The organism is Sedimentibacter hydroxybenzoicus DSM 7310 (assembly GCF_013403245.1).
Lineage (GTDB): Bacteria > Bacillota > Clostridia > Tissierellales > Sedimentibacteraceae > Sedimentibacter > Sedimentibacter hydroxybenzoicus.
In genome coordinates this window covers 68,241-94,229 of record NZ_JACBNQ010000008.1, presented here as the reverse complement: position 1 = coordinate 94,229, position 25,989 = coordinate 68,241, and the positions used below count along the sequence as shown (strand labels likewise).

Annotated in this window: 25 protein-coding genes and 1 riboswitch; of the genes, 22 read left to right on the top strand and 3 right to left on the bottom strand. The window is 34.0% G+C overall.

Annotated features, from left to right (window positions below):
- Positions 1-44 precede the first annotated feature (44 nt).
- The 14 genes from HZF24_RS09000 to sigG all read left to right on the top strand — a co-directional run bounded on the left by HZF24_RS09000 (position 45) and on the right by sigG (position 15,191).
- The gene (locus HZF24_RS09000; RefSeq protein ID WP_179237985.1) at positions 45-470 is read left to right on the top strand and encodes a C-GCAxxG-C-C family protein; all 426 of its coding nucleotides are present in this window, start codon (positions 45-47) and stop codon (positions 468-470) included.
- Between the two features lie 174 nt (positions 471-644).
- On the top strand, positions 645-2,507 hold the full coding sequence (locus tag HZF24_RS08995) for an ATP-dependent helicase (protein WP_179237984.1): 1,863 nt from the start codon (positions 645-647) through the stop codon (positions 2,505-2,507).
- A gap of 184 nt (positions 2,508-2,691) precedes the next feature.
- Positions 2,692-3,882 (top strand): bacterial transcriptional activator domain-containing protein, encoded by a 1,191-nt coding sequence (locus HZF24_RS08990; RefSeq protein WP_179237983.1) that lies wholly within the window; start codon positions 2,692-2,694, stop codon positions 3,880-3,882.
- A 189-nt stretch (positions 3,883-4,071) separates the two neighbouring features.
- Positions 4,072-5,511, top strand: coding sequence for an HD-GYP domain-containing protein (locus HZF24_RS08985; RefSeq protein ID WP_179237982.1), 1,440 nt, complete (start codon positions 4,072-4,074; stop codon positions 5,509-5,511).
- Positions 5,512-5,546: 35 nt separating this feature from the next.
- A riboswitch (cyclic di-GMP riboswitch) is annotated at positions 5,547-5,634 on the top strand.
- Positions 5,635-5,695: 61 nt separating this feature from the next.
- Positions 5,696-6,304, top strand: coding sequence for a hypothetical protein (locus HZF24_RS08980; RefSeq protein WP_179237981.1), 609 nt, complete (start codon positions 5,696-5,698; stop codon positions 6,302-6,304).
- A 24-nt stretch (positions 6,305-6,328) separates the two neighbouring features.
- The gene (locus HZF24_RS08975; RefSeq protein ID WP_179237980.1) at positions 6,329-6,934 is read left to right on the top strand and encodes a hypothetical protein; all 606 of its coding nucleotides are present in this window, start codon (positions 6,329-6,331) and stop codon (positions 6,932-6,934) included.
- Positions 6,912-8,120, top strand: a complete 1,209-nt coding sequence (locus HZF24_RS08970) for a signal peptidase I (RefSeq protein WP_246346018.1) — start codon at positions 6,912-6,914, stop codon at positions 8,118-8,120. The genes HZF24_RS08975 and HZF24_RS08970 overlap by 23 nt, the downstream gene beginning before the upstream one ends.
- Before the next feature lie 53 nt (positions 8,121-8,173).
- Positions 8,174-8,923, top strand: a complete 750-nt coding sequence (locus tag HZF24_RS08965; RefSeq protein WP_179237979.1) for a hypothetical protein — start codon at positions 8,174-8,176, stop codon at positions 8,921-8,923.
- Between the two features lie 111 nt (positions 8,924-9,034).
- Positions 9,035-10,129, top strand: coding sequence for a DUF5305 domain-containing protein (locus HZF24_RS08960; protein WP_179237978.1), 1,095 nt, complete (start codon positions 9,035-9,037; stop codon positions 10,127-10,129).
- A 38-nt stretch (positions 10,130-10,167) separates the two neighbouring features.
- A complete protein-coding gene (locus tag HZF24_RS08955; protein WP_179237977.1) occupies positions 10,168-11,115 on the top strand; it encodes an LPXTG cell wall anchor domain-containing protein in 948 nt (315 codons plus the stop codon).
- 176 nt (positions 11,116-11,291) lie between these two features.
- Positions 11,292-12,605 (top strand): FAD-dependent oxidoreductase, encoded by a 1,314-nt coding sequence (locus tag HZF24_RS08950; protein WP_179237976.1) that lies wholly within the window; start codon positions 11,292-11,294, stop codon positions 12,603-12,605.
- Between the two features lie 145 nt (positions 12,606-12,750).
- Entirely contained in the window at positions 12,751-13,656 is a 906-nt protein-coding gene (locus tag HZF24_RS08945; RefSeq protein WP_179237975.1) for a sigma-E processing peptidase SpoIIGA, read from the top strand.
- Positions 13,634-14,356, top strand: a complete 723-nt coding sequence (gene sigE / locus HZF24_RS08940) for an RNA polymerase sporulation sigma factor SigE (protein ID WP_179237974.1) — start codon at positions 13,634-13,636, stop codon at positions 14,354-14,356. The genes HZF24_RS08945 and sigE overlap by 23 nt, the downstream gene beginning before the upstream one ends.
- 61 nt (positions 14,357-14,417) lie before the next feature.
- Positions 14,418-15,191: an RNA polymerase sporulation sigma factor SigG gene (sigG, locus tag HZF24_RS08935; RefSeq protein ID WP_179237973.1), complete on the top strand. Its 774-nt coding sequence runs from the start codon at positions 14,418-14,420 to the stop codon at positions 15,189-15,191.
- Between the two features lie 81 nt (positions 15,192-15,272).
- Here the strand turns inward: sigG and HZF24_RS08930 are convergent, their stop codons facing one another.
- Both HZF24_RS08930 and HZF24_RS08925 read right to left on the bottom strand, forming a co-directional pair.
- Complete coding sequence (locus tag HZF24_RS08930) at positions 15,273-15,545, bottom strand: YlmC/YmxH family sporulation protein (protein ID WP_179237972.1); 273 nt, start codon at positions 15,543-15,545, stop codon at positions 15,273-15,275.
- Between the two features lie 104 nt (positions 15,546-15,649).
- Positions 15,650-16,810 (bottom strand): 1-deoxy-D-xylulose-5-phosphate reductoisomerase, encoded by a 1,161-nt coding sequence (locus tag HZF24_RS08925; protein ID WP_179237971.1) that lies wholly within the window; start codon positions 16,808-16,810, stop codon positions 15,650-15,652.
- Positions 16,811-16,976: 166 nt separating this feature from the next.
- On the opposite strand from HZF24_RS08925, the gene thrC reads away from it, so the two are divergent.
- The 4 genes from thrC (at position 16,977) to HZF24_RS08905 (ending at position 21,127) form a co-directional block, all read left to right on the top strand.
- On the top strand, positions 16,977-18,461 hold the full coding sequence (gene thrC, locus HZF24_RS08920; RefSeq protein ID WP_179237970.1) for a threonine synthase: 1,485 nt from the start codon (positions 16,977-16,979) through the stop codon (positions 18,459-18,461).
- Between the two features lie 111 nt (positions 18,462-18,572).
- Positions 18,573-19,457: a homoserine kinase gene (gene thrB, locus HZF24_RS08915; protein ID WP_179237969.1), complete on the top strand. Its 885-nt coding sequence runs from the start codon at positions 18,573-18,575 to the stop codon at positions 19,455-19,457.
- A gap of 17 nt (positions 19,458-19,474) precedes the next feature.
- On the top strand, positions 19,475-19,912 hold the full coding sequence (locus HZF24_RS08910) for an ACT domain-containing protein (protein ID WP_179237968.1): 438 nt from the start codon (positions 19,475-19,477) through the stop codon (positions 19,910-19,912).
- A 3-nt stretch (positions 19,913-19,915) separates the two neighbouring features.
- Complete coding sequence (locus tag HZF24_RS08905; RefSeq protein WP_179237967.1) at positions 19,916-21,127, top strand: patatin-like phospholipase family protein; 1,212 nt, start codon at positions 19,916-19,918, stop codon at positions 21,125-21,127.
- Between the two features lie 73 nt (positions 21,128-21,200).
- Here the strand turns inward: HZF24_RS08905 and HZF24_RS08900 are convergent, their stop codons facing one another.
- Positions 21,201-22,610, bottom strand: coding sequence for an N-acetylmuramoyl-L-alanine amidase (locus HZF24_RS08900; RefSeq protein ID WP_179237966.1), 1,410 nt, complete (start codon positions 22,608-22,610; stop codon positions 21,201-21,203).
- Positions 22,611-22,847: 237 nt separating this feature from the next.
- Between HZF24_RS08900 and cysS the strand changes: the two genes are divergently transcribed.
- The 4 genes from cysS to HZF24_RS08880 are packed head-to-tail and all read left to right on the top strand — an operon-like array spanning position 22,848 to position 25,959.
- Positions 22,848-24,269 (top strand): cysteine--tRNA ligase, encoded by a 1,422-nt coding sequence (gene cysS, locus HZF24_RS08895; RefSeq protein WP_179237965.1) that lies wholly within the window; start codon positions 22,848-22,850, stop codon positions 24,267-24,269.
- Positions 24,251-24,724, top strand: coding sequence for a Mini-ribonuclease 3 (locus HZF24_RS08890; RefSeq protein WP_322790734.1), 474 nt, complete (start codon positions 24,251-24,253; stop codon positions 24,722-24,724). The genes cysS and HZF24_RS08890 overlap by 19 nt, the downstream gene beginning before the upstream one ends.
- Complete coding sequence (rlmB, locus tag HZF24_RS08885) at positions 24,711-25,439, top strand: 23S rRNA (guanosine(2251)-2'-O)-methyltransferase RlmB (protein WP_179237964.1); 729 nt, start codon at positions 24,711-24,713, stop codon at positions 25,437-25,439. The genes HZF24_RS08890 and rlmB overlap by 14 nt, the downstream gene beginning before the upstream one ends.
- 1 nt (position 25,440) lies before the next feature.
- Positions 25,441-25,959 carry an NYN domain-containing protein gene (locus HZF24_RS08880; protein WP_179237963.1) on the top strand — a complete coding sequence of 173 codons (519 nt, stop codon included), beginning with the start codon at positions 25,441-25,443 and terminating at the stop codon, positions 25,957-25,959.
- Positions 25,960-25,989: the final 30 nt, after the last annotated feature.

Sequence of the window (25,989 nt, the reverse complement as noted above, 5' to 3'; positions counted from 1 at the left end):
GTTTATGAGTATGCTTACATTCTTTATGTAGAGGCGGGCCGTATATGAAAGAAATAGTTGATAAAATAAGCAAATCAGAATTATCATATCCCTTAGAAGAAAGACCCAAGTACCATATAAATTGTGCGGAAGCATTGTTAATGGCAGCAAATGAAGAATATAAACTAGGGCTTGATGACAGGTTTATCAAGGCTGTGTGTCCTTTTGGGGGAGGACTTCAGTCCGAATGCACCTGCGGAGCTCTGTTAGGAGCTTTATCTGCAATTGGAGTAATGTTTACGGAAGACAGACCGAGCGATAACGAAAAAATGAAAGAAATAACTAAAAAATATGTTGAAGAGTTCGAAAAAGAATTTGGGTCATTGGACTGTGTGACAATTAAACAGCACCATAGAAGTATAACAGAAGGGTGCACTCCCGTCAGAGTAAGAGCCGCAGAAGTATTTGAAAGAGTAATGGAGATGCCCTAACCCTATTTTTTAGAGTGTTTTTTCTAAAAAATAGCGGCAGGTCATTCGCAGTGAAATCCCAATGTATATTACCAAAGGGAGTAAATACATTGGTGGATGAGACTGCGCAATACCTCTTGGGCTTTAATACATAAACAGGCATATAAAATTGTAACGAAATTACATAGGTGTAACATGGAATATTTTGATTTATTGAAAAGCTTTAATGGCATAGAATTAAATGATCAACAAATAAAAGCGGCTTCCTTTGATAAAGGAAATGCTTTGGTGCTTTCCACCGCCGGCTCAGGTAAGACAACCGTTACTACTGTAAGAGCCGGGCGTCTTTTGTATGAAAACAAGTGCGGCAGCAAAATTCTGACTATAACATTTTCAAAAATGGCCGCAAAAGACATGTATAACCGATTTCATACATTTTTCGGAGATTCACACAAAAATAAAACGGATTTTTTAACCATACATGCCTTTTCTTATAAAATTGTCAGGGATTTTTTTAAAAGAAAAGGCGTTAATTTTGAGCTGCTTACAAATAACTATCAGGCATTGAATGAAATACTTAAATCATATTATTCTAATTCATATTACAATTATATAAGTGATGAAGAAGTGGAAAATCTTTCGTCAGCTATAAGCTTTATCAATAACATGATGATTGATCCGCCGGAATATAAGGATTACGGAATTGAAATAAAGGGCTTTGATAAAATATATGAAGCATATAAGTTGTACAAGTCACAAAAGCAGCTTATAGATTTTGATGACATGCTTTTATATGCATATAAAATTCTTTCCAATTCAAGCAATCGAAGAGAAAATATTAAAAGGCTGTATGAATACGTTCAAATAGATGAAATGCAGGATACATCCAGAATACAACATGAAATTATAAAGCTTATAACTGACAACAATTTATTTATGGTCGGTGATGATGACCAGGCAATTTATTCTTTCAGGGGCAGCTATCCGGATTTTATGCTTGATTTTAAAAACGTATATAAGGACGGAGAAGTTTTTTATTTAGATAATAATTACAGGTCGGACAGAAATATTGTAGAAGGTGCTAAAAAGTTTATAGAGAAAAATAAAAAGCGATATAAAAAGGAAATTAGTACGGACAACAAAAAAGAAAACGAAATAAATATTATTAAGGTTAACAGCAGGTCTGAGCAGGCTAAATACATCACCCGGGAATTGGCTAAAATTAAAGAGGAAACTGTAGGTATACTGTTCAGATACAATATTTCAGCCATGATATTAGCCAATAACTTATATGAAAACAATATCAATTTTTATATAAAAGAGGACAAGTCCAAGTTCTTCAGCAGTCCCGTATTATACGACGTATTGTCGTTTCTGAATCTTGCACTGAATCCGAAGGACAGAGGTGCATTTTCAAGGATTTATTATAAAAGCTACACCTATTTTACAAAGGGTATGTGCAAAATTGTTACGGACAGCCCCAGAGACGATTTAACGGTATTTGATATATTGGATAATTACAAATATTTTGACTACTATGTATACGATAAAATCCGTCAATTCAAGACGGACATAAACTATATCAATAAGCTTAAGCCTAACGATGCTGTCAGGTTTATCAAGCTTGAACTGGAGTATATTAACTATCTGGAAAGAATGCAGGATGAAGGAAGAAATAATTTATCTAATTCATTGCATATATTAGAAATATTGGAGGAAATAGGCTCATATTGCAGCAATATAAAAGAATTCACAGAAAAAATAGAAAATCTTCAGAGCGTTATAAAAAAAGCTTCGGAAAATATTTCGGCTAATGTAACACTTACAACAATACACAGTGCCAAAGGATTAGAATACGACCGCGTATTTATTATAGATAACATTGACGGTGAATTTCCTTCAGACAGAAAAAATACGACAAATGAAAATTATGAAAAATTACTGGAAGAAGAACGGCGAATATTTTATGTTGGGATGACGAGAGCTAAGAAGATACTAAACATTACAGTCCCGGAGAAACCTTCGTTGTTTATAAACGAATTGATAGATAATAAATAATATATAAAAAATTAAGAAATCTCAAAATAGTCAATGAAAAATAAAAACTAAGTGTTAATATATGAGTATGAATTTTTACAGCTAATAATTATTATAATTATCCATAATATATAATTTTGTTGAAAAAAATTTTACAAACGTATATAATGGTATAAATTGTAATACAGGGCAATGGGGGTAATTTATGAAGCTCTATATTAACACACTTGGTGAGTTTGACATTAAATCAAACGGTAATTCCATTCTTATGCAATCTAAACGTACATATAAGCTGTACAAGCTTTTTGAGTATTTTTTGACATTCAGAAATAAAAAACTGTTGCCTGAAAATATCATTGATAATCTATTGTCCGAAAGCGACTCAGACGACCCAAAAAACATACTTCGCACCCAAATATTCAGATTGAGAAAAGTTATCAAATCCTTTGTCCAACATGATGAAGATAAATCCAAATATATAAATTTAAATTTTAAAAACGGTTATTATTGCCTTGATTTAGGAGAAAATATAGTTATAGACATAGATGAATTTGAAGAACTTATCAGGAAAGGTGACACCGAGCGAGAAAATAATACTCAAAATTCAATTCAATATTATGAAAATGCGATAGAGCTTTATAAGGGTGCATATTTATCTGATAATGCGTACGAGGTATGGCTTGTTCCTACGAGAAACTATTATCAAAGATTGTATCAGAAAACATTGTTGAAGCTTATAGAATTGTTAAAGGTTAACAATAATTATGAAAAAGTAATTTCTTTATGCGAAAAATCTTTATTAATAGAGCCGTATGATGAGCTCATACATGAAAACCTCATGGAAGCTATGATTAACTTAGGACAAAGCAAAGCGGCCCTGAATCACTACGAATATGCATATAAATTGCTGGAAAGAGAGTTGGATACAAAACCATCAGAGCAGTTTACCGGATTTTTAGATAAGATACAAAATTTAAATTTCAAAAATAATGATATTGATATTTCAGGTATAAAAAACAACCTTGACGAAGAATTTATATATGGTGCTCTGCATTGCGATTTAGCATATTTTAAGGTGTTATATAATTTAGAAAAAAGAAAATCAATAAGAAAAAACGAAGATAATTACTTGTGTATAATTAACTATTCTTCTTGCGAAAAAAGTTGTACCGCATGGTCATCATTGTTGGAAAAGACGTTGAGAAAAGGGGATGTATTTTCATTTTGGAATGAAAATCAAATACTTATATTGCTTTATAATGTAAAAGAAGACGGTATCAACATAATTATAGACAGGATATTTAATAAAATAAAAAAATGCAAAGAAATAAAAAAGGACGAAGTGAAAATTGTTTTTCAGCCTTTATTTAGAGAAGACGTAATAACTAATTATTAATAAACCATCAATCCGAGCCACAACAGTGGCTTTTTTATTTTGTCATTCCGAGCGTCAGCGAGGAATCTCATCCTTTTGTAATCAAAATATAATTAAAATAAAATCAATAAGTAATTATTAAAAAACAAAAATGTAATTCTTATGAAATATAATTAAATGCAAATTAACATGCGGGAGCAAAAGCAGGAGATGGAATATTCACCAAATGATTTTTATTTAAAATTTAATATAATTTACAACAACGAAGGTAATTTTATTGATTATATATTAGACTACGTAAGCGATGAATTTCAAAAAATGACAGATATTGATTCAAGTATGATATTAGGGAAGAAATTTTCTGACATAGCTGTTGATTATGCGGAAAAGCTTTGCTTTAAAGAGATATATTTCCGCGTTATACCCAACATTAAATTGAAGTTTGATACTTTTATCAAGGATTTAGGAAGATTATACTTAATAAATATCTTTTACGATAATTCAGGCAAGGAAAATCAAATGATTTTATATTATACAGATATTACGCAGGTTAAAGAAAATAGTCACGAGTCTGTAGAACCGGATAAGCTGAAAAATAATATTATTTATTTTAAAGATAAAGAGAAGCTGTATTACAGAGATAAGCTTACAGGCTTGTACAATAAAAATTTCTTTGAAGAAGAGCTTCAGAGACTGGATACAAAAAGACAGCTTCCTATGAGTATAATTATGGGAGACATAAACGGTCTTAAGCTGATTAACGATGCATTCGGTCACGGAATGGGTGATGCGGCACTAAGAAAAGCAGCCGAAATAATGACTCAATCCTTCAGAGAAGAGGATATAATCAGCAGAGTCGGCGGCGATGAATTTATTGTTATGCTGCCTAAGACGTCAGAAGAAACAGCAAGTAAAATAGTAAACAGAATAAAATCAAAATGTGAGAGCAATCCTCTGGATTTTGTAAAAATAAGCATCAGCTTCGGAGTTGCAGCGAAGACGGAAGCAGATGAAGATATTGATAAAATAATAAAAAAAGCAGAAGACAGAATGTATTTTAAGAAGCTTAAGGAAAGTAAGGAAGCAAAGCTTTCAATGATAAAATTCCTTAAAAGCAGATTAGAAAAAATAACCTATGAAACAAGGTCCCATTACGAGAGGTTAAAAACCCTGACATTATTAATGGCAAATGCACTTAATTTATCAGACAGCGAAAAAGAGGAATTAAGACTTTTGTGCGAGTTCCACGACATAGGTAAAATAGGAGTTTCCAAATCCATATTGCAAAAAGAAGGCTCCCTCAACAACGAAGAATGGGAGAATGTAAAGAGGCACAGTGAAATCGGCTACTATATAGCAAGAGAATTCAGAGATGCAAAACCCATAGATGAACTTATATTGATTCATCATGAGCGCTGGGACGGCAAGGGATATCCGGGATTGTTCAAAGAGAACGAAATTCCTATCGTTGCAAGAGTTTTCGCAATCGCCGATGCATACGACGTAATGGTTAATGACAGACCTTACAAATCGTTAATGTCCAAGTATGAGGCATTAAATGAAATAAGAAATCAGGCAGGAAAGCAATTTGATCCATACATATCCAAATTATTTATAAATTTAATGGAAGATGAGGAACAAATTGTATAATATATATAATTTTATAACATAATATATTATATCAAAATTAACGAGGGCAAACCTATCGAAAGCTAGGGACGCAAAGCCATGAAGTCTAAGACATTTATATGTTATGACCGTTCAGCTGCAAAATATCAATTTTGCAGCTTTTTTGTAGTCAATATGACTAAATATTTTCAGGGAGTGGGCAAATATGTCAAAAAGAATTAAAAGTAAGCTAATAAGAAAAAAACTTATTTTTATATCGCTGATTATATCATTGAGCATTATGGGAATAGGATATGCTGCCTGGAATGACGGCACAAAAATAAATGTATCTATGAAAACAGGTTTTATAAAATCAGTTTTTCTATTAGATAACACAAAAGATAAATTTAAAGACGGTGAACTATTTTATTCACTATCCCAAGGGGGTAGAGTATTAGATATAACCGGTGAAGTGTATCCGAGTTTTAATAAGGATATTACAATAAAAATTATTGATGAAGGAACTATACCTTCGGGATATTCCGGTTTAGAAGAAGATGCTGAAAATGAAATATCAGAATTAAACGAATATTCCGGCAAGCAAAGAAAAAATCTGAATATACATGAAAATTACATAGAGCATTTTGAGCTTAAAATAAATCCTGACAGTAATTATGAAGAAGCAAGGCAGTTTAATGAAGCCTTTTCCAATATCAGTGGTGAAATTTCAAATTTAGAGCAAGCTATAAATGAATTGGAAGCAAAGATAAGATTATACGACAATAAAAGAAATTATAGATTTGAGTATGTCCTTAACTTCGAACAAGAATTATAGTATCAGACCGTACGGAGGTAAAGTATGAAAAATAAATTGATTATAATTTTTATCAGCGCTTTAATTTCAATAATGCTGTTATCTGTTGGGTTTGGTAAATGGAATGATAAGCTGTATATTAAAGGAAACATAACGGTAGTTCCTGATCCGAATGTTTTAGCTGAGATGGAAGATGAATTGAAAGAACTTGAATCCCAGTTAGAGCAGCAAAAAGCATATGAGGAGCAGCAGAAATTATTAGAAGAACAAAAACTATTAGAAGAAAAATTAAAAGAAGAAATTGACGAATCACCTGAAAAATCTGAAAATATTGAAGAAGGTGAAGATATAAATCAAGAACAAAAACAAGATAAGACGGATGTCAAATCAGAAGAAAATAATGAGGAAGAGAATATTAAAGAAGAGTCGAATGATGAAACAGAGCCAACAAAAGATGAATCTGAGGTGACTAAAGACGAGCCGGACGAAACAAGCGAAATAAATAACGAACCGGAAGAGACAGAGGATTATCCGGACAATATAAAGGATGAATCGGATGTGACAAACGAGGAGCAGGAGCAGATAAACGATGAATCAAAAGATACAAACGACGAACCGGAAGGACTAAATGATGGAGCAGAGGAAAACTAAATTTATACCTACGAGAGCTTCGTATAAAAATTGTATTCTCGTGATAATGTTGACAATGTCCATATACATACTTGAAAACTCGCCTGCTGCATCACTTATTGGCGGCACATTGTTCACATATGTTATAAAACCTTTATTATGGTTCGGTGTGGCTGTCTTTATATGGCAGATGCCGCATATTAAACCAACAGCAAAGTTGCGTCATAAAAAATTCATATATCTATGGGCATTCATCTTTGGAGTAGCCTATGTTTTGATAAATTTACTGGCAGGCTTGCTTGGCGGGATTGGTAAAAGTCCCTACAGTCATTCTCTACTTGGTATAATTAAAAATTTAATATATGTAGTTCCTCTGTTAACAGGCGGAGAATTCGTAAGAAGCTACTTAGTAAACAGCATTACAAAAAAAGAAAACTATTTTGTTTTTATAATGATTGCATTGCTGATGACCTTTACAAGTTTTTCAATCAATAAATATTTGGGATTAAGCAATATTGAAGGTACAGTACAGTTTGCAGCAGAGTATTTTGCGCCGGAATTTTCACATAATTTATTTGCTACATACTTGGTTTATTTAGGAGGACCATCGGTATCGATTATTTATTTAGGCATAATTCAAGGGTTTCACTGGCTGTCGCCCATATTGCCAAACCTGAAATGGATAAACACGGCACTGATAGGTATTTTATGCCCGATTTTTTTCCTGATGACTTTTAACTCTGTTTATTCAGGTATTGCCCTAAAGAAAAAGCAAAAAGAAGATGATGATATATTGAGCTGGATTGTTACAAGCATAGTATCCATAGCAATGATATGGTTTGCGGTAGGAGTTTTCCCAATATATCCATCTGTAATAGTTACGGGCAGCATGGAGCCTGAAATAAAGCCGGGAGATGTAATATTAGTCGAAAAAATAACCGGCATTGAGGATATAAACAATCTCAAAGTTAATGATGTAATTCAATTTCAAAGAGACGGCATATTTATTTCACATAGAATTATAGATATCCTCAATACAGAAGAAAATGGACTTCAATTTAAAACAAAGGGCGATAATAACCAGAGTCCCGATACTGAGCCGGTAAAATCTCAGGACATAAGGGGAACAATAAAATACAAGGTGTCTAAAATTGGCTGGCTGACAATGCTGATAAAGAGTGATAAGGAAATATCCATTGATTTATAACCTATGAGGTTTTAAATAAATAAAATAAAAAAATAATAATGGGAGTGGAAAAAATGAAAAAAACTAAATTAATTGCTTTAATCATGGTAATATCAATAATGATGGTTGGAGCAGGATATGCAGCATGGTCGGAACAAATATTTGTAGATACTACGATAAAAACTGGTAATTTCAACATGGAAATTACCAAAGCTACAGTGAGAACCGGGGAACGACAAGATGATAATCTATCACATGAGTGGCATCATTTTGATTGGACAAAGGGCAACTCAAAGAATGATGTAACTATTAATCAGGATGGCAATTCGGTTGAAGTAGAATTAAGAAATTTGTATCCAGGAGGAGTTGTTCAATTTGATATGACAACAACTAACAATGGTACAATTCCAGCTAAACTTAAAAGTGTTAATGTTCAATATTTAGATGGAAATAAATCCTTACTTAACTCACTAAAAGCTAAAACTACATGGAAGGTTGACATAAATGGTGATGGAAAAATCGAACCTATGGGGAAATTTGGAAATGGTCATGTAGATGGAAAATGGCATCCGGTACAAAGCGCACTTAGTGTATTGGTTGATGACTTAAACAATTATAATATAGTAATTGAACCAAAAGGTTCGTTATCATTAGGTCTTGATGATGAAGACGGATGCATTCAATTTAAATTAGATGAAAATGCGAAAAATGCATTGCAGGATCAAACCGTTAAATTCAAATTAACATTTAACTGGGAACAATGGACAACTGATCCAAACTCAAATCCTTATACAAATTATGGAGGAGATGGAGATATTCAATAATTAGTCAATAAATTGCACTTAATGAATTATTGAAATAATCAAGTGTAGGAGGTTAAACTCTTACACTTGAATTAACACATTAATAACATACAAAGACCTATGGGGGCTGGCATGAAGTTTAAAATTAAAAAAAAAATAAGATTAGGATTGATTGCAATTACAGTTATTTCTATAATGATTTTTGCATACTTAGTTTACAATGAAGCATACAATCCCGGTTTTGAAGAAAAAAAGATTCCGTCTTACAGCTACGACAATAAAGGATCAATAAATTATGAAATATACCTCAAGCCAAACAACCTATATACAGAGGATAAATTAGGTGAAGGGAAATTATACATAACCGAATTTGTTGATTATATAGATACAGATTTAAAATATGAATTTACAGGCGAAAGAGACGCCGAAATCAACGGTAATTATGATATTACCGCTAAAGTAAAAGGATATATGGGAGATGGGGAAAAAATCACTAATATATGGGAGAAGGATTTTCCCATCAAGCAAGTAAAAGAATTTAATAATAAAGATGGTAAAGTATCAATAAACGAAAAAGTAAATTTGAATATAGACGAATATAATTTATTCGTTCAAGATATAAAGGAAGCATCAAAAATAAATTGTCAGGCATCATTGACATTATCGATGAATGTTAATCTGGAAGGAACAACTGATAAAGGAAGTATTGAAGAAATTATGTCGCCGAGCATAACGATTCCCCTTGATGTACAGATGTTTGAAATAACGGGGAACAACATTATAGATAAACCCGCAGCAATTGAAGAAACTGTTGATGAGCCTCTTCCGGTAAATAAAAGCCGGATAATAGGCTATGCTGTGATTTTAGCTGTCTTTGTAATTGCACTTATAATCTTAATATTTTTTACGGCAGTAAGTCCTGTCAAGGACTCGTTGGAAAAAGCATTAGGAAAAATATTTAAAAAGCATGGCGAGAGACTGGTTGCTTTGGATTCTGATATAGATATTCAGGATGCAATAACCGTTAAAACTATTAATGATTTGGTCAAAATCTCCGATGAAATCGGAAAGCCTATTTTATATAAATACAGCGACGATTATAAAGAAATAAATAAATTTTACGTATCCAATGAAGACGAAGCCTTTGTATTCAGTTTAGAATACCTGATTGATGTTGAACAAATTGAAGAAACTGAAAACACGTCATCAGACAATACAATTGCTTAAATAAGGTATATATTTCATCCCTGAGAGAGGTGAACGGATTGAAAATAATAAATAAAATATTTAGAACAGTATTTAGAATATTTGCAATTGTGCTGGTAGGAGGCGTATTAGTCAGCAATTTTATGTCGTACACATTTTCTGCCACGCCCATAGACAGTCCGAATGTACTGCTTACTATAAACAGTGAGGGAGGTATAGTACAAGATGGAGACCTTTTTTCCGGACAGCTATATCCGGGTACAGTTGCAGATGCTGAAAATGGGATTGGCGGAATCAACGGTGTTATCAGGATAAAAAATGAATTCAGAAAAGTGGATGTTGATAATTTAGCAGTTGGAATAAATAATATGGTAATAGGAAATGATTATCCACCAAATATTGTTTTTGATTCGTTCTTAAAAAATGTAAAATTAAAAGTGGAGAAAGGTATTATATTGTCATTTGATAAAATATTAATAGACTATACGAGCCTTGAAAATATATTGTTTAAATCTGACGATGGTAAATATCAAGGATACACCTTGGATACAAAAGACAAATTCAGCATAAATAAGGGAGATACCGTAGATTTAAAATATTCTCTTTACATGGATACCGAAGCAAATAATGAACTTCAATCATTAACTGCACATATGCCTATATACATTAATCTTAAAGAATCACATGTTATTGATGATGGAGATGATGATGACGATGACGACGTTGATGATGACAATGATGATGAAGAAGATAATGACAATGAAAATAACAACAATGAAGATAATGATAATGTAATTCAAATTGATGACCCGGTTATTCCTTTAGATGTAGTAACAGCACCTGAACCAGAAGCTCATTCAACTGATGATGAAATGATTGAAGATGCTGTAATTCCTTTAAGCACCTTGCCTGAAACAGGTTACGTATTGAATACAACTGTTTTGATAATCATTGGAGTAATGATGATAGCTATAGGTTTGATTCTAAGTAAGAAAAAAATACAATAGTCTGACCTTATATCTTAATGAATTTGACGGAGCAGTATAAGCTCCGTTTTTTTCGCTTTATTGATGTATGAGATCAACAAGTTATTAACATATATTGGGTTTAAGTTCAGATAATAAGGGTATAATTTCATTTGCAGGGTTAATGCAAAATGATTGATAATTTAGGAGGATTGTGTATGAGATGGAAGTGTACTGTTTGCGGAGAAATTATGGAGGGAGAAAGTCCGCCTGCTGCTTGTCCGGTTTGCGGGGTAGAGCCCGAATATTTTGTTAAATTAGAAGATGAGGTAATCGGTGAAACTACTGATAAACAAGAAAATATAATTATAATCGGTGCCAGCGGGGCAGGCTTATATGCGGCAATAGAAATCAGAAAAAGAAACAAGAATAGCAAGCTGACAGTTGTATCTAAGGAAGATGTAAAGGGCTATTTCAGACCTCAATTGTCTAAGATGCTCGGAAATGATGATGTGACTGTTGAGTCGATGGTTATAAAGGATGATACTTGGTTTAAGGAAAACAACGTAAACCTTTTATTGAACAAATTAGTTGAGAAAATTGATACCGCTGATAAAAAGGTTATATTAAACGATGGTCAGGAATTAAGTTATACTAAATTAATAATTGCCTCTGGAGCAGAAGTATTTGTTCCGCCATTCCCGGGCAGGGAAAAGCAGGGTGTATTTACACTGAGATATGCTAAAGACGGAAAAGCTATAAAGGAATATGCCAAGGGAAAAAAGACGGGTGTCGTTATCGGAGGAGGTATTCTCGGCTTGGAAGCTGCAAATGAGCTTAAAAAGCTTGGACTTACAGTAACTGTAATTGAGGTTGCCGACAGGATTTTACCAAGACAGCTTGATAAAGATGCGTCAAGGGTGTTGGAGGAAGCTTTAAGCAATTTTGGAGTCAGCTTTAAAAAAGGTGTCGGTACTAAAGAAATTATAGGAGATGAGAAAGCAAAGGCAATACTTCTTGACAACGGAGAGGAAGTTGATGCGGAGCTTGTTATAGTTTCAACGGGAGTAAAAGCAAACAGCAAAATTGCCGAGGGCTGTGAGATTGAAATTAAAAGAGCCATAGTCGTAAATGAAAAGATGGAAACTGCGGCTAAGGATGTCTATGCCTGTGGGGATTGCGCCGAATTTAACGGCATTAATTATGCACTTTGGAGCGAGGCGATTGAACAAGGAAAGACAGCCGGAATCAATGCTGTGGGTGGAAGCAGCGTATATGCAAATATTATTCCGTCTACTACGTTGAACGCATTTGGTATCAGTGTATTTTCCATAGGTGATGTAGGATCTGACTCTGAAAAAGATTATAAGACATATGAAGCAGTCGACGGAAACAATTACAAGAAATTATACTTTGTGGACGGAATCTTGTCCGGAGGAATTTTGATTGGTGACACTCATCAGACTGTGGATTTGATAGAGGGGTTTGAAAAAAGTAAAAATATGAATGAAATGATAGAAAAATTCAAGTAATAAAAATTTATTTTTTATATATAGTAATGCATGGCTATATTCATAAAGTCGTGCTTTTTTTTATTTTTGGAGACACGAATTGACAAAATATTTTTAAATCGTCACTTATAATTGATAACATAGCTTAACAGCTTTGGAGGTGGAGATGGTTTATTATGTTGAATATGTCTTCGCTGAAAATTTTATTATTGATTTTATTTTATTATTCATTACGGGTAAGCTGGTAAAGAAAGGTATCATTTACAAAAGATTAATTGTTGCTTCGGCAGTTGGTGCATTATATGTTATATTAACTGCTTATATAGCCGAAGCCTTTATGACTTATTTTATAGTTAAGTTCAGTGTTTCCGCATTAATGCTTATGATTGCTTTTGATTGTAAGGGGATACTTGCCAATATCAGAGTTATCATTTGCTTTTATATTACGTCCTTGATAATGGTCGGAATTATTACCGGTCTATATTATTTTACTTATTCAAAGGTTACGGTAAGTGTAATTGTCATATCCTTTTTTATAGGATATGTTGCATTAAGCTTCTTTTTTAAGGAAATAAAATTAAGGCAGGAAAAAAGTAATTACATGAGGACAGTTACTATCGGTTTATCAGGCAGAAGTAAGTCAATTAAAGGATTCATTGATACAGGGAATGAGCTTTCCGATCCATTGACCGGAAAGCCGGTTATTGTTGTAAACATACAATGCATTAAAAATATTTTGGGAGATGAATTGTATACCAGTGTCTTAAGCTTTTACAACAAAGAAAAAAGCTATGAGGAAATTTTAAGCAGTCACAGCGATATAAACCTGAGGATAATAAGGTTCAATACAATCAGTTCAAAGGGTGAGATGATGGTTTGTATTATCCCTGATGATATTGAGATAATGGATAATTTCAATAAAAAAAATACAGCAAAAAAAATTACAGCAGATGCAATCATTGGATTGTATCCAAAAAAAATCAGTCAAAAGGAGGATTACGACGCTTTATTGTTTAACAAAATACTTGAATGGGAGTTGGAACAAAATAATGAGCTTGTTAATGTATGTTAAAAAATTTTTTAGAAATTTATTTAACTTTATAATAGATAAGCTGGGATTTGCAGAAGATATTTTTTACATAGGAGGAAGTGACACACTTCCCGCACCGCTGTCCCAGGAAGAAGAAAAGGAAATAATAAACAAATTAAAGGATTCGGATGAAGCAAAGACAATCCTTATTGAGCACAATCTGAGATTGGTGGTTTATCTTGCGAAAAAATTCGAATCTACAGGAATTAATGTTGAGGATTTAATATCGATAGGAACAATCGGACTTATAAAAGCAGTCAATACTTTTAAAGCTGAAAAAAATATCAAGCTTGCAACGTATGCTTCCAAATGCATCGAAAATGAAATTTTAATGCATCTGAGGCGTGTGGGTAAGGCAAAAGCGGAAATATCATTAGATGAACCGCTGAATATCGATTGGGACGGAAATGAACTTTTGCTGTCTGATATTTTGGGTACTGAAGAAGACGTTGTTTTCAAAGATATGGAAAATGAAGTAGATTTAAATTTATTGAATGATTCAATCAAGAAATTAAACAAGAGGGAATACATGATCATGAAATTAAGGTTCGGCCTTAATAATTCTAAAAGCTTCACTCAGAAGGAAGTTGCGGATATGCTTGGTATTTCCCAATCTTATATATCTCGTCTTGAAAAAAAGATACTAAATCGGCTAAAAAAGGAAATCAACAAAGCAGTATAAAAAACAGTACTAAGGAGATAATTTTTAAGGGGGATAAATTTGTTAAAGGGGAAAAACGGCGATGATAAACAAAGTAGTTATATGTGGCGTTAATACTTCTCAATTGCCTACGATTAAAACTTCAGAAATGAGAGGTATGATTAAGAAAATCCAAGAAGGTGACACTGAGCTGAGAGAACAGTTTATTAAAGGCAATTTACGTCTTGTGCTCAGCGTTATTCAAAGGTTTAATTCTAAAAATGAGCCGGTTGATGATTTGTTTCAAATTGGTTGCGTAGGTCTTATAAAGGCAATTGATAATTTTGATTTGTCCTTAGACGTGAAATTTTCTACATATGCTGTACCAATGATTATCGGTGAAATCAGAAGATACTTAAGAGATAATAATTCTATCAGAGTATCAAGGTCAATGAAAGATACAGCTTATAAAGCGTTACAAATAAGAGAAAGACTTACTTCAAGCGGTTCACAGGAGCCGACTATCGCCGAGATAGCTAACGAAATCGGCGTTGACAAGGAAGAAATCATATTTGCATTAGAATCTATTCAAGAGCCGATATCGTTGTTCGAACCTATTTACAATGACGGTGGCGATGCACTTTATGTGGTTGACCAGGTAAAGGATGAAAAAAACATAGATGAAAGATGGATTGAAAAAATAACGTTGGAGGACAGTATCAGCAATTTATCTGAAAGGGAAAAGCAAATTGTTGATATGCGTTTTTATAAAGGTAAGACCCAAATGGAGGTAGCCGAAGAAATCGGAATTTCCCAGGCTCAGGTATCGAGGCTGGAGAAATCGGCTCTCGCTCAGTTGAAAAAGGGATTCAAATAGCAGTGAACATTGAATAATGAACAGTGAACAGTTAATGAAGGATTTGTGCGTGCACAAATCCTTTGGCAATTTTATATATAATCATTCAAGCATATCTTTTATTGCCTTATTGTTAACGTCATCGTCGACATTAACGATTATTACATCAATACCGATTTTTAATATTTCTTCCCATTTAATCCTTCTTGCCTTGGACTTTCCGAGCATACCCATAAATTTGCTTGCTTCTTCTATATAAAAGCCAATAATTTTTCCTTTTTTTGTATCTATTTCCACGTCGTCAAATCTACCCATAATTTCTCCGTCTTTAATATTAACAACATCTTTTTCAATCAGATCCCAATAATTAGTCAAGAAGTTCACCACCCTAATATTATATACTATAAATTATGTACAACTTCTCTCTTTTATTACAAAAAAAAGAACGCCTCAGCGTTCTGTCAGAAACTGTTCAATATTCAATGTTCAATATTCATTAGCGAACCTATAGTTTGCCTTGTCCACTCTTCGGCTTCTAAGATTGTTTCTATTGAATCAATTTTTACGGAAGAGTGTTTTAGCATAACCTGTTCATTTATGTTTCCTATATCGAGGAAACTTATTTTTTTATTTAAAAATAAATCGACACATACTTCATTTGATGCGTTTAATACTGCCGGCATAGTACCTCCTGCTTTTAAAGCATCGAAAGCCAGCCTTAGGCATTTAAACACTTCCATATCCGGTTTTTCAAATGTTAAATTACCTATATCCGTAAGTGACAGACTTTTGTAGCTGTTATGAATACGTTCCGGATAAAACAAAGCAAATTGTATAGGAACCCTCATGTCAGGAAGTCCAAGCTGTGCAATTGTGGAATGGTCTATAAATTCAACTCCCGAATGTATGATGCTCTGGGGGTGGACAAGAACCTCTATCTGCTCCGGCTCTATGTCAAATAAAAACTTTGCTTCGATTACCTCTAAGCCTTTGTTCATTAAGGTTGCCGAATCTATTGTAATTTTTTTACCCATTGACCAATTTGGATGCTTTAAAGCATCCTCTACAGTTACATTTTTTAAATATTCGGTATCCTTACCTCTGAACGGTCCGCCTGAAGCCGTCAGCAATATTTTATTGACAGATCTATATTCATTTGCCATTAAGCACTGAAAAATAGCGCTGTGTTCGCTGTCCACAGGGATTATTTGAGAGTTGTATTTTTTGGCTAAGTCCATTATGTAGCTGCCGCCCGTAACCAATGTTTCCTTGTTGGCTAGTGCAATTTTTTTATGCTTTTTTATAGCTGCAACCGTTGGTTTTAATCCTATCATACCTGAAATAGCAGTAACTGCTATTTCACTTTTTTCAAATTCTGCTGCTTGCATGAGACCGTCCATACCAAAGGATATGTCTGTTTTACAATCCTTTGGAAGCATTTTCTTCAAAGTCAATGCTTTTTCTTCGCTCATAACAGAGCAGAGCTCCGGCTCAAATTCTATTATTTGTTCTTTCAGCAGCTCTATATTATTATTTCCGGTAATGGCACATACCTTTAAGTTTCCTGCATGCTCTCTTACTACGTCCAATGTCTGTGTTCCTATGGAACCTGTTGAACCAAGTATACTTATGTATTTCATAGGTGACTCCTTTTGGTGTTATCTATTATTATTTTATCACAATTATGACTTATTGCAATTATTTCTTGTTGACATGCCTGGTAATGTGTTTCATTAAAAAAACACTTGTAATTATTCTGAGAACAGTATATTATATATTATTATCACTATGGGCAGCGGAGGGATTATGTTTAAGAGTTATGAAAGCACAAGGAATTCAAATTTAAAAACAACTGCTTCAAAAGCAGTGTTGAAGGGCATCGCTGAGGACGGCGGTTTATTTGTTTTAAGGGACATTGATAAATGTGTTGATATAGAAAGCTTAACCGGCAAAAATTATATAGAAATTGCGGAAATAATTATTGGATTCATGCTTGATGATATACCTGCATCTAAAATAAAGGAATGTGTGAAAACGGCATACACTGAAAAATTCAGCAAGGATGAAATTACTCCTGTTGTAAAGGTCGGTGATTCGTTTATAACGGAATTGTTCCACGGCCCCACATCTGCATTTAAAGATGTGGCACTTTCAATCCTTCCGCATTTGATGACAACATCCTATGAAATGAATGATGTAGACGGAGAAATTATAATTCTTACCGCGACTTCGGGAGATACGGGAAAAGCGGCCTTGGAAGGGTTTAAGAATGTAAAAGGTACCCAGATTGCGGTTTTCTATCCTGAATTCGGAGTCAGTGAGGTTCAGAAAGCTCAAATGATAACGCAAGAGGGGAAAAATACCCATGTTTGTGCCATAAAGGGAAATTTTGACGATGCTCAGACAGGAGTTAAAAGAATATTTACAGATGAAAAGCTTATAAAAGAATCTGAAGAAAGCAATAAAATATTTTCTTCCGCCAATTCTATAAATATAGGAAGGTTAGTTCCCCAAATCGCTTATTACTTTTACACATATGTTCAGCTAATCGAAAAAAAAGAAATCAGCATGGGAGATGCGGTTAACTTTTCTGTTCCGACAGGAAATTTCGGCAACATATTGGCAGGTTACTACGCTAAAATGCTTGGTCTTCCGATAAACAAGCTTTTGTGTGGCTCTAACGAAAACAACGTATTGTATGATTTTATAAAAACAGGTGTATATGACAGAAACAGAGAATTTCACAAAACAATATCACCATCCATGGATATTCTTATTTCGAGCAATTTAGAAAGATTGCTTTATTATATGAGCAATAAGGATAATGAAGCAGTTAAAGCCATGATGGAGCAATTAAATTCTCAGGGTAAATATGAAGTATCCGATGAAATGAAAGAAAAAATCAATCAAGAATTTTATGCAGGATGTGTTTTTAAAGAAGATACGGAGAAAACAATTAAAGAAGTATATGATAACTACGATTATCTTCTTGATACTCATACTGCTGTAGCTTATAAAACACTTGCGGATTACAAAAGAGAAACGGGAGACGAGAGCGTCAGCATAGTTTTATCAACGGCAAGTCCTTATAAATTTTCGAAAAGTGTTTATGAATCATTGTTCGGATCAAATGATAAAAATGAATTTGAAATAATGGAGGAGCTGTCTGAAAAAACAGGAGTTCCTATTCCCGAAAATTTAAAAGGACTCAACAATAAAAAAGTAATTCATACAAAAGTATGTGAAATTAATGAAATGGAAGAGTTCGTAAGAAGGATAGTTAAAAGATGAGATCCTTCGCTTTGCTCAGGACGACACGGTACTGTCATTCCGAACGCAGTGAGGAATCTCCATTCATAAATCATCGCTAATTAATTGCAAATCAATTGTTATGGAGGCTTCATGGTTAAGGTTACTGTTCCGGCAACAACTGCAAATTTAGGTCCCGGTTTTGATACATTGGGACTTGCCCTTAATTTATATAATACGTATACATTTGAAGAAATAAATGAGGGGTTGGTATTTGAGGGTTGCCCGGATAAATATAAAAATATAGAAAATTTAGTGTATCAATCTTTTGCAAAGACGGCAAAATTATTAGGTAAAAATTTAGAAAAAAATTCATATGGGTTAAAAATAACTATGGATACTCATATACCTGTATCCAGAGGATTGGGAAGCAGCTCGGCATGTATAGTTGGCGGTGTTTTTGGAGCAAATGCTTTATTGAAGGGTAACTTATCAAAGGATGAATTGTTTAAAATTGCTGTTGAGATTGAGGGGCATCCTGATAATGTGGCACCTGCGGTGTATGGCGGTTTAACTGCTGCCATCGTTGAAAACGGAGTTTACTCAGTGAAGTATAGTATTAGTGACAAAATTAAATTTTGTGCATTAATACCGGACTTTGAAACTTCGACCCATGAGGCAAGAAAAATTTTACCCTCAATAGTTTCTTTTAAAGATGCGATTTTTAACGTTTCAAGAACGGCTGTCTTGTTAAAGGCTTTAGAAGAAGGTAATTTTGAATTAATAAGTGTCAGCTTAAAGGATATGTTGCATCAGCAATACAGAAAAACCTTAATATCTGAATATGATGAGGTTAAAAAAATCTGTTTGGAAAATGGCTCTCACGCATTTTTTATCAGCGGCTCGGGTCCAACCTTAATGAATATAACCAATGACCCTGATTTTATAAAAAATATGGAAAATAGTACGAGGTATTTGAAAAACAAATGGGATATAAAATTTTTAAACGCAGATAGATCAGGTGTAATCATAAAATAAAATTGAGAGGTGGATGTATGTTGAAAAAGTATTTAATTGTCAGCAAAAAAATATTACCGGATGTATATGATAAGGTTATTGAGGCAAGAAATCTAATTAATAACGGCAGCGTCAAGGGTATCAGCGAGGCGGTTAAAATAGTTGGAATCAGCAGAAGCACATATTATAAATACAAGGATTACGTATTTTCTCCCGACGAAAATTCAATAGGCAGAAAAGCAGTAATTTCTATGATGCTAAGACACGAAAAAGGAATTTTGTCAAGTGTATTAAATTATATGTCGCAAGAAAATGTAAATATTCTCACCATCAATCAAAGTATACCCATTAACGGCAAGGCATCTGTAAATTTGTCGCTTGATATTTCTGATATCGGAAAACCGATTGATGATATTATTGCAGATTTAAAAAAATTAAAGGGTGTAAGTTCTGTTAAACTATTATCTGTGGAGTAAAAAATGTACGGATTAGTATTAGAAGGCGGAGGCGCAAAGGGCGCTTATCATGTTGGGGCATATAAGGCATTAAAAGAATTAAATATTGAAATAGGGGGAATTGCAGGTACATCTATCGGAGCCATTAATGGTGCTATGATGGTACAAGATGATTATGACTTGTTAGAAAAAATTTGGTACAGCATCAATTCTTATGAACTATTTGACATTGATGAAAAAGCAATAGTTGATTTAAAGCATTTTAATCTTCATGAAATTAATTTTTCTTATTTACTTCATCAATCTAAGGAAATTTTGAATAACCGCGGCTTAGATACATCAAAAATCCGAGTGCTGTTTGATACATATATTGATGAAGACAAAATACGGAATTCGACCATCGATTATGGTATTGTGACAGTAAATCTGACCGACAAAAAACCTGTGGAGCTTTATAAGGAAGATATACCTGAAGGAAAGTTGACAGAATTTTTAATAGCCAGCGCCAATCTTCCCGCCTTTAGAATAGAGGAAGTTGACGGTAAAAAATATCTGGACGGTGGCTTTTATAACAACCTTCCTATAAGCATGCTCGTAAATAAGGGATATACAGACATAATAGCAGTGAGAACCATGGCTGTGGGTATTGTCAGAAAGGTCAGAAATAAGGATGTAAGAATTACATATATTCAGCCGGCGGACGGAAGTCTGGGAAGTATGCTTGAAGCGCTCGATTTTAACCGCGAAAGAGCTGATGAACTGATAAAGCTTGGTTACTATGATACCATTAAGGTATTTAAAAAGCTGAAGGGCTTCAGGTATTACTGTGTTCCCTACGAAGGGGATTTCATTGAGCTTTTGATGAATTTCATGATATCAAATAAGGATAGGATAGAAACGGTAGGAAGAACCTTAGGCTTTGAGGATATCAGCGTGGACCGCATGCTTTTTGAAAAGATACTTCCAAGGTTGGAGTCTATCTTAGATATGAAGGGAAGGGCCGATTATGAGGATATTTGCATAAGACTGGCTGAAAGAATCGCTGAAAAATTAGGAATTGAAAAATTCAATATTTATAATTCTCTTGAGTTTTTCGATTTAGTTATTGGTGAATTCAGAAAAAATCCTGTTAAATTTACTAAAAGCATCCCGGATTTCATAAAGCACAACAAATTATTGTCTTTGGCAGTGAAGGATGATTTGGTAGCCGAGGTTTTCACAACATTGTTCTTATAACAGACCCAGAGGGGACGGTTCTTTTTGGGTCAACATTTTTGTTGACCCAAAAAGAACCGTCCCCTCTGGGTCTCTATTGTTGGAAGTAATCCACTATTCCGTTTGATATTTTTTCCACCATTACGTTCTGGAAGCTTACGTTATGGATATTCATTTCTTCCTGAGGATTTGACATAAATCCGATTTCTATCAAAGCAGCAGGCCTGTTTGTTTCTCTCAACACTTCAAAATTTCTATCAAGTATACCGTCTCTGTAAACACCGTTAATGGTTATTGCATTTAAGTAAATTGCTTCGGCTAAATTATAACCCTGTGATGGACTTTTGTACTTAATGGTGTTGTAATATGTTGAAAGTCCAAAGTAGTCACTGTTGTTTAAAGAATTGTGGTGAATTGACAGAAATATGTCCACATTTAATCTGTCAGCCATTCTGCCTCTTTCCTTATTGGCTATGTATGTATCGCTGTTTCTTGTCATATGCACCTTTGCACCTAATGCTTCTAAAGCGTTTTTCAGCTTGTTTGTAACCTCAAGGTTTATATGTTTTTCATATTTACCCGAAAAACTTATTGCTCCGGGGTCTTTTCCTCCATGACCCGGATCAAGCAGTATCACTTTTCCTGACAGGGGATATACATCCTTCAGGTAATAATCATTTACCCATCCGATTATTCCATTATTTGCAACGACCTTGCTCCATCCGTCAACAGTTTCTACAACCGTTATGGATTCTCCACTTTTAAGAGTTGTTATCCTGCTATTGTTAACAGATGGTCCGGTTCTCAGGTTTAATTCATCAGTTGTTTTTTTATGGCCCTGACTGCCTTCAGAAAAATAATTGCTGTCGTAGGATGTCAGCCATCCTGCCACATAGCCGATTTTACCGTCAGGAAGCCTTATTTGAAGCCATCCGTTTTTTTCGCCTGTTACTTTGTATGTATCGTTTTTGTTTCCTTGTGCAATCACATTGCTGCTTGTGGATGCATTGTCACGAATATTTATTGTATCATATAATAATATTATTTCCTGTGAAGCGGCATATTCTATATCGGTCAGCCAGCTTGCTATGTAGCATTCGTCACCGCCGAATTCAATTATATGCCAGCTGTGATACGTATCAACGTATTTAATCTTTTCTCCGGGAGCCAATTGACCTACAGCCTTTGCACTTGTGGTAGGTGACGTTCTTATATTAATTTGATTGTTTGTATTATTGACAACAAACCTTTGTGAAGGTACAGTAACGAAATATTTTTCTATCCATCCTGTATTGCCGCTTGTTGTTTTAACATAGTACCAATCTTCGGTTTCATTTAATATATGTAGTTTAGTGCTTATTTTAAGAGTGTCATTAATTTTGGAAGAATAATCCGTATCGTTGTATAGTGCAATGCTTGAAATATTCGTATACCCTGTTTGTGCATATGCAAAAGAAATTGAAAGGATTAATGTTAAAATGACAAAAGCTAATACTTTTTTCATGCCGTCCTCCTGTAATATGTATACGCACATTATACCATTGTTCGACAAATTAACCGTTACAGTTATATTACACTTAAGCATGAAAAATAGCTTGATACTATCTTTTACCTATAATATAATGAATACTATATAGAAGTTGCCTAAGTATACTTCGTTATTGTCATCAAGTGCTGAGATCCTTCACTATCGTTCAGGATGACGAATGCGGAGTAAATGAAATAATAAGGAGAAATTTTTATGAAACTTTATAATACACTTTCAAGAAAAATTGAGGATTTTAAACCTATAGATGAAAATATGGTAAAGATATACACATGCGGGCCAACCGTTTATAACTACGCTCACTTAGGTAATTTAAGGATGTACATACATGAGGATGTACTTGAAAAAACCTTGAGATATGTCGGATACCCCGTTAAAAGAGTTATGAATATAACCGACGTGGGACACCTTGAATCAGATGCAGATGATGGTGAAGATAAAATGCTTAAGGGTGCAAAAAGAGAAAATAAAACCGTTTGGGAAATTGCTCAGCATTATACTGATGCATTTTTTACAGATATTGAAAAATTAAATATAAAAAAACCGGATATTGTGGCGAAAGCTACGGATTATATCGACAAGTACATAGACTTTATAAAGACATTGGAGGAAAAGGGATATACTTATTTTGCCAATGGTAATGTATATTTTGATATAACCAAGGTAGATAATTATACGAAGCTTTCAGGTATGGATTTAGAGCAATTAAGGATTGCTTCAAGAGATGAGGTTTCTGTCGATGAAGCAAAAAGAAATCCCCAGGACTTTGTTTTGTGGTTTACCAAGTCAAAGTTTGAAAATCAGGCAATGAAGTGGGATTCTCCATGGGGAGTAGGTTATCCCGGCTGGCATATCGAATGCTCGGTTATCAGCTTAACCAATCTGGGAGATCAAATGGATATACACTGCGGCGGTGTCGACCACATTCCTGTTCACCATACTAACGAAATTGCACAGACTGAAAGCTATACAGGCAAGCAATGGGTTAAATATTGGTGGCATGGTGAATTTTTAATTGATAACGAAGGGAAAATGAGTAAATCAAGCGGTGAGTTTTTAACCTTGGCGCTGTTGGAGAAAAAAGGATTTAATCCTCTGTCCTACAGATATTTTGTATTAAACTCTCATTACAGAAAACAGCTTGCATTTTCATTTGATTCACTGGCATCTGCCGAAAATGCATATTTAAAATTGAAAAACAGAGTTAAAGCATTAAAGGAAAATACTGATTCAGCCGGAGCAGATGAATTAAGCGAAGCAGCAGTTAAAATAAAGGATGAATTTAAAAAATGTATCGAAGATGATTTAAACACCGCTAATGCGCTGACTGTTTTGTTCAACATGCTAAAAGCAGATGATGTTACTAATGATGAAAAGATAAAGTTAATTGAAGATTTTGAACAAGTCTTGTCTTTGGACTTATTAAAAGAAGATGAGAGCGATGATGGTGTTCGTGATGGTATGGCTGAGTACATCGAAGAAGCGATTCAAAAAAGACAGGAAGCCAAAAAGAATAAAGATTACCAGTTAGCCGATTCTATAAGAGCAGAGCTGTTAGAAAAGGGGATAATGCTGGAAGATACGAGACAGGGTGTAAATTGGAAGAGAATAAACTAAATAAAACAACAGATGAAGAATTATTAAGAAATTTAAGCAGCACCTCAGATTCAAAAAAATTTTTTATGTATTCACCTGCACAGTTGGCTTATGCAGGTGATGCTGTTTATGAGCTGCTGGTCAGGAGCTACATTATCCACAACCACGATATAAATGTAAATAAAATGCATAAGATATCCGTAAATTTTGTGAAAGCAAGTTCTCAGGCTTATGTAATAAGTAAGCTTGAGGATGAACTGACAGAAGAAGAAAAAAGGATAGTTAAAAGAGGCAGAAATGCAAAAATAACATCTTCGCCTAAGAATGCCGAGCTGATGGAATACAGATATGCAACCGGCTTTGAGGCTTTGTTCGGATATCTTTATCTAAGCAATGACATTAACAGGCTGATGATTTTGTTTAATAAAACAGTTAATATAATAAACGAAAAGGATGAAAAAAATGAGGATAATTGAGGGTAAAAATCCTGTAATTGAAGCTTTGAGAAGTGAGGCGGAAATAGATACAATATTAGTAAGCAGGGATGTAACAGACGGCTCGTTAAAGAGAATAATTGAGCTTGCCAAACAGAAAAATATCCTTGTAAAAAATGTTGATAAAGCCACGCTTGACAGATTAAGCGAAAATAAAAGACATCAAGGTGTCATTGCCGAAGCAATGGAGTATGAATATAAGGAAATTGATTATATTTTAAATCTTGCAAAGGAAAAAGGCGAAAAGCCGTTTGTTATAATTCTTGATGAAATAACAGATGTACATAATTTAGGAGCAATTATAAGAACGGCAGAATGTATGGGTGCTCATGGCATCATTATACCTAAGAGACGAGCAGCTCAGGTAAACGGTGTGGTTGCCAAATCCTCTGCCGGAGCTGTTGAATATTTGCCGATCGCAAGAGTTACAAATATAAGTAATACAATTGAAGAATTAAAGCAAAAGGGTCTGTGGATATATGGTGCTCACATGGACGGCAATAATATATCGGATGAGAAATTTGATGCTCCCGTTGGCTTGGTTATAGGAAGTGAAGGCTTTGGAATAGGCAGATTGGTTAAGGAAAAATGCGACACCTTAGTTAAAATTCCTATGAAGGGCAAAGTAAATTCTTTAAATGCATCATGCGCAGCCTCTATTATAATTTATGAAATTATGAAGCAAAGAGGATTTTGAAATGGCTCGCACAAAAAAAGAATATTTATTTGTAGACGGATACAACATTATAAATCAATGGAACTATTATAAAGATATTTCCGGAAATATAGAAAATTCGAGGAATAAGCTTATAGAGCTATTAGTTGAATATCAGGCATACAGAGGCATAAAATTAATTGTTGTCTTTGATGCTCATTTAGTTAAGGGAAGTATTGAGAAAAAGGAAATAATTGCAGGAGTTGAAATTATTTATACGAAGGAGCATGAAACGGCAGACAGCTACATAGAAAAACAGCTTGATAAAATAGGCAGATACGAAAGTGTTCAGGTGGCAACCTCTGATTCGGCCATACAACAGATAGTGATTTCAAGAGGAGGAACACGTATATCCGCACAGGAAATGCTTTTGGAACTTGAGAACACAAAAAAGGACATTAGAACAAAATATGAAAAAACTCGACAAAAAGGAACAAATATTGACCAGGTTTTAGGACCTGAAACTTTGAAAAAATTAGAAAAACTGAGAAGAAATATATAATGTCTTGACACTAATTGTAAAATTTAATAT

Excerpts from the sequence above, each read along its gene's own strand:
- HZF24_RS08980 (WP_179237981.1), top strand. The coding sequence starts at position 5,696 with ATGTCAAAAAGAATTAAAAGTAAGCTAATAAGAAAAAAACTTATTTTT.
- HZF24_RS08900 (WP_179237966.1), bottom strand. The coding sequence starts at position 22,610 with ATGAAAAAAGTATTAGCTTTTGTCATTTTAACATTAATCCTTTCAATT.
- sigG (WP_179237973.1), top strand. The coding sequence starts at position 14,418 with ATGATAAACAAAGTAGTTATATGTGGCGTTAATACTTCTCAATTGCCT.
- cysS (WP_179237965.1), top strand. The coding sequence starts at position 22,848 with ATGAAACTTTATAATACACTTTCAAGAAAAATTGAGGATTTTAAACCT.
- HZF24_RS08965 (WP_179237979.1), top strand. The coding sequence starts at position 8,174 with ATGAAAAAAACTAAATTAATTGCTTTAATCATGGTAATATCAATAATG.
- HZF24_RS08990 (WP_179237983.1), top strand. The coding sequence starts at position 2,692 with ATGAAGCTCTATATTAACACACTTGGTGAGTTTGACATTAAATCAAAC.
- HZF24_RS08925 (WP_179237971.1), bottom strand. The coding sequence starts at position 16,810 with ATGAAATACATAAGTATACTTGGTTCAACAGGTTCCATAGGAACACAG.
- HZF24_RS08975 (WP_179237980.1), top strand. The coding sequence starts at position 6,329 with ATGAAAAATAAATTGATTATAATTTTTATCAGCGCTTTAATTTCAATA.
- HZF24_RS08905 (WP_179237967.1), top strand. The coding sequence starts at position 19,916 with ATGTACGGATTAGTATTAGAAGGCGGAGGCGCAAAGGGCGCTTATCAT.
- rlmB (WP_179237964.1), top strand. The coding sequence starts at position 24,711 with ATGAGGATAATTGAGGGTAAAAATCCTGTAATTGAAGCTTTGAGAAGT.
- HZF24_RS08950 (WP_179237976.1), top strand. The coding sequence starts at position 11,292 with ATGAGATGGAAGTGTACTGTTTGCGGAGAAATTATGGAGGGAGAAAGT.
- HZF24_RS08985 (WP_179237982.1), top strand. The coding sequence starts at position 4,072 with ATGGAATATTCACCAAATGATTTTTATTTAAAATTTAATATAATTTAC.
- sigE (WP_179237974.1), top strand. The coding sequence starts at position 13,634 with ATGAGCTTGTTAATGTATGTTAAAAAATTTTTTAGAAATTTATTTAAC.
- HZF24_RS08995 (WP_179237984.1), top strand. The coding sequence starts at position 645 with ATGGAATATTTTGATTTATTGAAAAGCTTTAATGGCATAGAATTAAAT.
- HZF24_RS08910 (WP_179237968.1), top strand. The coding sequence starts at position 19,475 with ATGTTGAAAAAGTATTTAATTGTCAGCAAAAAAATATTACCGGATGTA.
- HZF24_RS08945 (WP_179237975.1), top strand. The coding sequence starts at position 12,751 with ATGGTTTATTATGTTGAATATGTCTTCGCTGAAAATTTTATTATTGAT.
- thrC (WP_179237970.1), top strand. The coding sequence starts at position 16,977 with ATGTTTAAGAGTTATGAAAGCACAAGGAATTCAAATTTAAAAACAACT.
- HZF24_RS09000 (WP_179237985.1), top strand. The coding sequence starts at position 45 with ATGAAAGAAATAGTTGATAAAATAAGCAAATCAGAATTATCATATCCC.
- thrB (WP_179237969.1), top strand. The coding sequence starts at position 18,573 with ATGGTTAAGGTTACTGTTCCGGCAACAACTGCAAATTTAGGTCCCGGT.
- HZF24_RS08880 (WP_179237963.1), top strand. The coding sequence starts at position 25,441 with ATGGCTCGCACAAAAAAAGAATATTTATTTGTAGACGGATACAACATT.
- HZF24_RS08970 (WP_246346018.1), top strand. The coding sequence starts at position 6,912 with ATGATGGAGCAGAGGAAAACTAAATTTATACCTACGAGAGCTTCGTAT.
- HZF24_RS08960 (WP_179237978.1), top strand. The coding sequence starts at position 9,035 with ATGAAGTTTAAAATTAAAAAAAAAATAAGATTAGGATTGATTGCAATT.